The following is a 6,723-nucleotide window of genomic DNA, read 5'->3' on the forward strand; positions in this document are numbered from 1 at the left end:
TATCTACGCAACAAGGTCTTGCGGGAATGACGGTTTTGGTATCTACGCAACAAGGTCTTGCGGGAATGACAACCTTGAGTTAACTTTTTATAGGCAGTACCTGAATTGGTAGTAAAATGAATCTATAATTGAGTAATATTCTTTGATGTTTTTTTTACCGCTAAATACGACATTATTATTTTTATTATCGCTAAGTTCCATATATTTTGTTAGGCGATGTTTGTCTGCTATTAACTTTGCTTCTTTTTCTAAATTGATATTTTGTTCAAGATTTGGCTCTTTAATTAAATCTTTAAAGTAATTACTTATGGATTTTAATCCCAACTTTTCTGTTAATTTACTTAAATACTTATAAAATTTATGTTTGATAGTTTGTTTTTTTAGGTTCTGAATTTTTATTGAATATATTATCAGTTTTAACTACTTGTTTTTTATCGTCTACTACTTTCGTACTATCAGGTAAGTTTTTATTAGCTTCAGTTATTAGTTCATTTACTAAATTTTGTTTTTCTTCTTTAAGTACAGTGTCATTCAAAAAGCTTGATACAGGCGAATTTTTTGAGTGTATTGTATCCAAGTTAAGATTAGTAGTTTCTTGTTTTTCTATGTTCGGGAGTGGTATATTAATATGCTCGTTTTTTGTTTCAATGATAGGTGAGTCTATTAATTTATTCTCTCCAAAAATATCTAGCGTTGCTTGCGTAAATTCATCTACTAATTTTTGAGCTTTGATAGGTGTTATTGCTTCATTAAATTTATTTTCACTGTAATCTTTAACTACTTGAGTGATTTCTTCAGATGCTTTTGCTTCCGGTATGGTCATTTTGTATTTTTGTGCCATATCTTTTATGACATCATTAAGTTTCTTATGTTCTTCCGATAGCTCTAGCGGCTTAGGGTTAGTATTACTTTGTTTCATTTGCCGGAAAATATCTATAGATGGACGGCTTTCTATTTTTGCTTGTATTTGTGCTTTGATAAGTATATGTACATCTTTATCATTTAAGCATTTTTCTGATAGCTCGTTAATGATTTGTTTCTTGTTAGATTTATATAATCTATAATTTTCTAAAACTGTTTTTGAGGGAGCTATTTCGCGTTCTTCAAAACAAGTTTGGATATGGTTTATGATAGGCTTTAAAAGATCTTCGGTAATAGGTGAATCAGTGTCCTTATAGGGAAACACGGTAGATAAAAAATCTACTAGATCAATCTTGACATACTTTAAATTAGATTCTTCAGCAACTTTATTAAATAACTTTTCCTGCGTGCTTAGTGTATGCCCCTCATTATAAAAAGCATCAAAATTATTAGTAGCTGAATTGGTAATATCTTTTTGGAATTGATTTTGATGAGTTGTATTTGAGATACTTTGTTCTTTTGTTAAAGGTATATTTAAAGTATTTGCTAAATTTTTTTGTTCGCTTTCTAAGTTTGATATTATTTGAGATACTTGATTTTGTGTAATAAAATCATATATTTCACGAAATTCTGAATCCGGTACATTGTCTCTTAAAGCTTCTCTTATTGACCTGCTGCTACAATTCCCTAAAGTTTGTCCTGTAACTGTTCTGCTTGAATCAGCTGTTGGGTTAATAAGCTGCTCCGATTTGAACCTGTTAATCTCGTTATTATGAGCTTTTATTGCTTCTAGTTCATTTATAGATAATATAGAAAATATACTATCTTTTATTTCTTTATATATTAAATCTTTTACTTCTTTATCTGTTTGATTTTTGAGTTCATACTTAATGGAGCTGAATTTTGCTTTACTTCTTGCTTCTATTGTTTCATTTATTTTAGATAATTGATCTTTTGGTGTTTGATTTAGCTTTGAATTATCTGCTCTTACTCCAGCACCGGCATTATATATAATACGATAATTTTTTCCGTTTTCTTTAGAATATTTTATAACATTTGCATGTAATCCTGTATTAGTAGGAGCATTAGAATATGATAAATATGCTTCTCCGGTTTTTTGCAGTTTATCGTATATTTCATCTGTGGTTGTTTCTAAAAATTTTTTTAACTGTTCTGCGGGTGGCAATTTATTTAAGCTAGTTAAATTACGTGCTAAAAAGGATTGCTTATAAATCTCATCTAAGCCATTCATAAAATGGTCTAATTTTTATCTGTATTTTCGTCAGGATTTAAAGCCTTATAAGCTCCAAGTAAGGCTTTATAACTGCTAGCCGTTATAAAATGAGCTGAGCCTAAATTATAATTTTTTGTGGATTTATCGTAGGTACGGGCATCGTCAAGCATTTCGCGGTACTGAGTTGCTTTTGCTTCATACTCATATTCCCGTATGTTATTTAAGGCTTGAGTGATATTTTTATAATGCTCTCTCAGCTTATTCTCTTTTGGAGCAGTATTTATAAGCTCGTTTTCAGATTGTTCCAAGTTGCCGAACTTTATATCACTATTTATATTCTCAGTCATACTTTCTAACTCATTAGTTGAATAAGCGGATGTGAAAGTAATCCTATATTAAGGATAAATAAATATCAAGATAGTTCTTTCTAAGCCCTATAATTACTCTCTCAATATATCTATTTTATCTAGTTGCTCCCATGCAAAATTTTCGTCTTCTCGACCGAAATGACCGTAAGAAGCTGTTTTTTGATAACATGGAGTGCGAAGCTTAAGATGTTTAATAATTCTGCCTGGACGCATATCAAAATGCTGTGTTATGAGCTTAGTAATCTGTTCGTTACTTAATTTGCTAGTACCGAAAGTTTCAGCATAAATAGATACGGGAGCAGCAACACCTATTGCATAAGATATTTGTATTTCACAGCGATCGGTCAGTCCTGCTCCTACTATATTCTTAGCAATATAACGTGCCATGTAAGCAGCCGACCTATCTATTTTAGTTGGGTCTTTTCCTGAAAAACAACCGCCGCCGTGTCTTGCCATTCCGCCATAGCTGTCCACGGTAATTTTCCTACCGGTTAAACCGCAATCGGCAACAGGACCGCCTATAACAAACCTACCTGTTGGGTTAATTAGGTATTTAGTGTCTTTGTGAAGTAAATTGCTTGGTAATGCCTGTTTAATAATTTCTTCCATTACTGCTTCAATAAGGTCTTTTTGTTGTATTTCCGGATGATGCTGAGTTGATAAAACTACTGCATCAATGGCAACAGGTTTGTTATTTTCATATCGTAACGTGACTTGTGACTTTGCATCAGGTCTAAGCCAAGACAGTATATTTTTTTTACGTAAATATGCTTGCCTTTTCATTAATAAATGAGCGTAGTAAATCGGTGCAGGCATTAAGCTATCCGTCTCATTACAAGCATAACCGAAAACCATACCTTGATCCCCTGCTCCTATTTCATCGTCATTTGCATTGTCAACGCCCATAGCTATATCGGGTGATTGTTTAATGATAGATGAAATTACGGCACAACAGCTACCGTCAAATCCATAATTTGGATTATTATAGCCGATTTCTTGTATCTTGCTTCGTACTATTTGCTCAATATCTACATAGGTACTAGTAGTAATTTCGCCGCCTACTAAAACTAGACCGGTTGTTACAAATGTTTCACAGGCAACGCGACCACTAGGGTCATGTTTTAGAATTTCATCAAGTACCGTATCTGAAATTTGATCGGCAATTTTGTCTGGATGCCCTTCAGAAACCGATTCAGACGTGAATACAAACTTTTTCATACATTATGCTCCTTTTAAAATTCTTCAAATGTTTATGTCATTCCTGCCGAGGCATTGCCTGCGTGGATCAGTTTTCCGCCATTGTGAGAAGAATTACGTAGTAATTCGACGAAGCAATCTCGTGCCAAAGTCCTGAGATTGCCACGCTCCTTACAGTTGCTCGCAATGACGATATCTCTCTTTAGTTAGCAATGCCATATAGACGAAGTTCAATTTGGAAAAGAGCAAGACATTTCATATTTTTTGACCGCAGCGTACGTACAAGTAACGTGAGGATTAAAAAATATGAAACAACGACGCCAATTATTCAAATTAAACGAGTATATTCAATGAATCTCCATCCAGTTATTACCTACTCTAATTTCGGTTATAATCGGTACATCCATATTAGTAGAGTTTTCCATAATTTTTTTGATAATAGGCGTTACGAGTTCTACTTCACCCTCCGGCACTTCAAATAGTAATTCATCATGAATTTGCAGTACTAATCTGGTTTTAAGATTATTTTTTTCTATTTCTTGATCTAGATTGATCATAGCAATTTTAATTATGTCGGCATTAGTTCCTTGAATAGGAGCATTAATAGCTGCACGTTCTGCAAATTGTTTAAGCTTTTTATCATGAATTAGAGGTACAAAACATTTTCTGCCAAAGAAATTTATGACATAGTCGTTGCTACTTGCAAAAGCTTTCGTTTGCTCCATATATTCCTGCACTCCTTTATATTCGGCAAAATATTTCTTGATATATTCGGATGCTTCGCCGTTACTAACGTTTAATTGTTTAGCAAGCCCAAAAGCACTTATACCGTAAATGATACCAAAATTTATGGCTTTTGCTTTACGTCTATGTTCGCTAGTTAGTTCATGTTTTTGCAAGTTAAAGATTTGACAAGCCGTTTGAGTATGGATATCATCTTTATTGATAAACGCTTGTTTTAGTGCATATATATTTGCGATATGGCTTAATATTCTAAGCTCAATTTGGGAATAATCGGCAGATATTAATTTATATCCTTCTTCAGCGATAAAAGCTTGTCTGATTTTATTCCCCTCACTAGAGCGAATAGGTACATTTTGTAAATTAGGTTCTTGTGAACTAAGTCTTCCTGTAGTGGTAGAAGTTTGTAAAAATGTCGTATGTACTCTATGTGTTATATTATCTATCTGTTTCGGTAAACTATCGGTGTAGGTATTCTTTAATTTTGTAAGTTGCCGCCATCTTAATAACAAGTCGGCAATATTATATCCATGCTCGCTAAGTTTTTCGAGTATTTCTGCCCCTGTTGAGTAAGAGCTTGCTTTAGCCGAAGCTTTACCAAAAGGTAATTGCATTTTTTCAAATAAAATCTCACCTAATTGTTTTGGCGAACCAATATTAAATTCAGTTCCGCTAAGAGCAAAAATTTCTTCTTCAAGTCTAGCTATTTCTGTTCCAAATTCAGCAGATAACTGATTTAGATAATTTGCATCTACTTTAATCCCAATTTTTTCCATTTTATCTAAAATAAAACAAATAGGTAGGTCAATGTCGCTATAAAGCCTAAAGGCTTTATTATCTTTAAGCTCCAGTATATTTTGTTTATAAAGTGAAGTAAAATCGGCGACTATTCTTGCCGATTCAGTGATCCTATTATCCTCTTTCAAAGCCTCTTCAAATAAATTTTTCTGTGATAAACCGGCAGATAACGCATATTGCATTAGTTCTAAATCCTCTATAGCCGTAATTTCATGAGATTGTTCTGCATAGAATTTAAGTAGAGGCTTTAGAGAGTAGGTAATTTTTTTTATAGATTTATCGGTTAGTAAATTGAAGATTATATCCGAAAACCAGTCATTATTATTTTTAGTATTATAGGAAAATAGATCATGGGAAGTGTTAGAAATTTTAATAATATAGCTTTGGTTTTGCAATGATAAAATAAGAGCAACATTATCTCCTTTATGCTGCAGTAAATATATCCCGAATATTCCTATTTTCTCAGCTTTTTTAGCAAAATCTGCGAGTTCACTAGCGTTACTGATTTCTTTTGCCCCGGTTACTTTATTGTCTACTATCTCTTTATGGTCATTAATTTTAATATCAAATAAATTTTCTGCTCTTTTATATAAAGATTTAAAACCGTATTCCTGTAAAAATCCTGTTAATTTATCGCTATTTGGAGGAGACCATTCTAAATTATTCAGCTGAAAATTTAAATCAACATTAGAATCAAGCCCGATTAATTGCCATGAAATTAACGCCGCTTCTTTAGAATTTTGTAAAGTTTCACGTTGTTTTAGGCTTGAAACTTGGTCTAAAGAGTTAAATATATTCTCTACAGAACCAAATTGCGTTATAAGACTACTTGCCGTTTTTGGTCCAATAGACGGCACACCCGGAATATTATCCGATCTATCGCCGATTAAAGCCATCACTTCACGTAATTTATCAGAAGTAGTACCGAATTTTTTAACAACATCATCTTCCGTAATATATTTTCCTTTTAACGGATCATATATTTTGATGTTTTCACCCATTAACTGTAATAAATCTTTATCGGAAGAGATGACAACTACATCTTCGCCGAGTGCAGCTGTTTTAGCGGCAAAGGTTGCAATAATGTCATCGGCTTCATAACCGTTTTTCTCTAGAATAGGAAAGTTAAAGTTACTAGCAACATCCCGAACTAAGGGTAATTGTACGACTAAATCCTCAGGTGGAGGCGGGCGGTTAGCTTTATATTCAGGATAAATATGATGGCGGAAATTTTTACCGCCGCTGTCAAATACTACAGCGACATGTTTAGGCTTAAAGTCGCTCAGCAATTTTAGGAGCATCGAAGCGAAGCCGTAAAGAGCGCCGACAGGTTCACCTTTCGGCGAAGTTAAAGGCTGTTGTGCATAATAGGCTCTAAAAACAAACCCGTATCCGTCTATTAGTAATAAGGTATTTTTTTGAGTCATCTTGTGATTTTATTTTTAATTCTATCGTCATTGTGAAGAGGTTTGGGTTAATACCAAAGTCGTCATTGCGAGCGACTGAAAGGAGCGTGGCAATCTC

The 6,723-nt window shown here is 33.5% G+C and carries 4 protein-coding genes and 2 pseudogenes; all 6 read right to left on the reverse strand.

Annotated features, from left to right (window positions below):
• Nucleotides 1–122: 122 nt before the first annotated feature.
• Nucleotides 123–324: pseudogene (locus tag KYQ89_RS06585) on the reverse strand (hypothetical protein).
• 34 nt (nucleotides 325–358) lie between these two features.
• Nucleotides 359–1,186, reverse strand: a complete 828-nt coding sequence (locus KYQ89_RS08045; RefSeq protein ID WP_256621558.1) for a hypothetical protein — start codon at nucleotides 1,184–1,186, stop codon at nucleotides 359–361.
• A gap of 662 nt (nucleotides 1,187–1,848) precedes the next feature.
• Nucleotides 1,849–2,113: pseudogene (locus KYQ89_RS08050) on the reverse strand (hypothetical protein).
• 8 nt (nucleotides 2,114–2,121) lie between these two features.
• Entirely contained in the window at nucleotides 2,122–2,442 is a 321-nt protein-coding gene (locus KYQ89_RS08055) for a hypothetical protein (protein WP_256621560.1), read from the reverse strand.
• A gap of 93 nt (nucleotides 2,443–2,535) precedes the next feature.
• Entirely contained in the window at nucleotides 2,536–3,681 is a 1,146-nt protein-coding gene (gene metK, locus KYQ89_RS06600; protein WP_218460921.1) for a methionine adenosyltransferase, read from the reverse strand.
• A gap of 326 nt (nucleotides 3,682–4,007) precedes the next feature.
• Nucleotides 4,008–6,626 carry a DNA polymerase I gene (gene polA, locus KYQ89_RS06605; protein WP_218460922.1) on the reverse strand — a complete coding sequence of 873 codons (2,619 nt, stop codon included), beginning with the start codon at nucleotides 6,624–6,626 and terminating at the stop codon, nucleotides 4,008–4,010.
• Nucleotides 6,627–6,723 lie beyond the last annotated feature (97 nt).

The sequence above is a fragment of the Rickettsia sp. TH2014 genome, from assembly GCF_019249195.1.
Lineage (GTDB): Bacteria > Pseudomonadota > Alphaproteobacteria > Rickettsiales > Rickettsiaceae > Rickettsia > Rickettsia felis.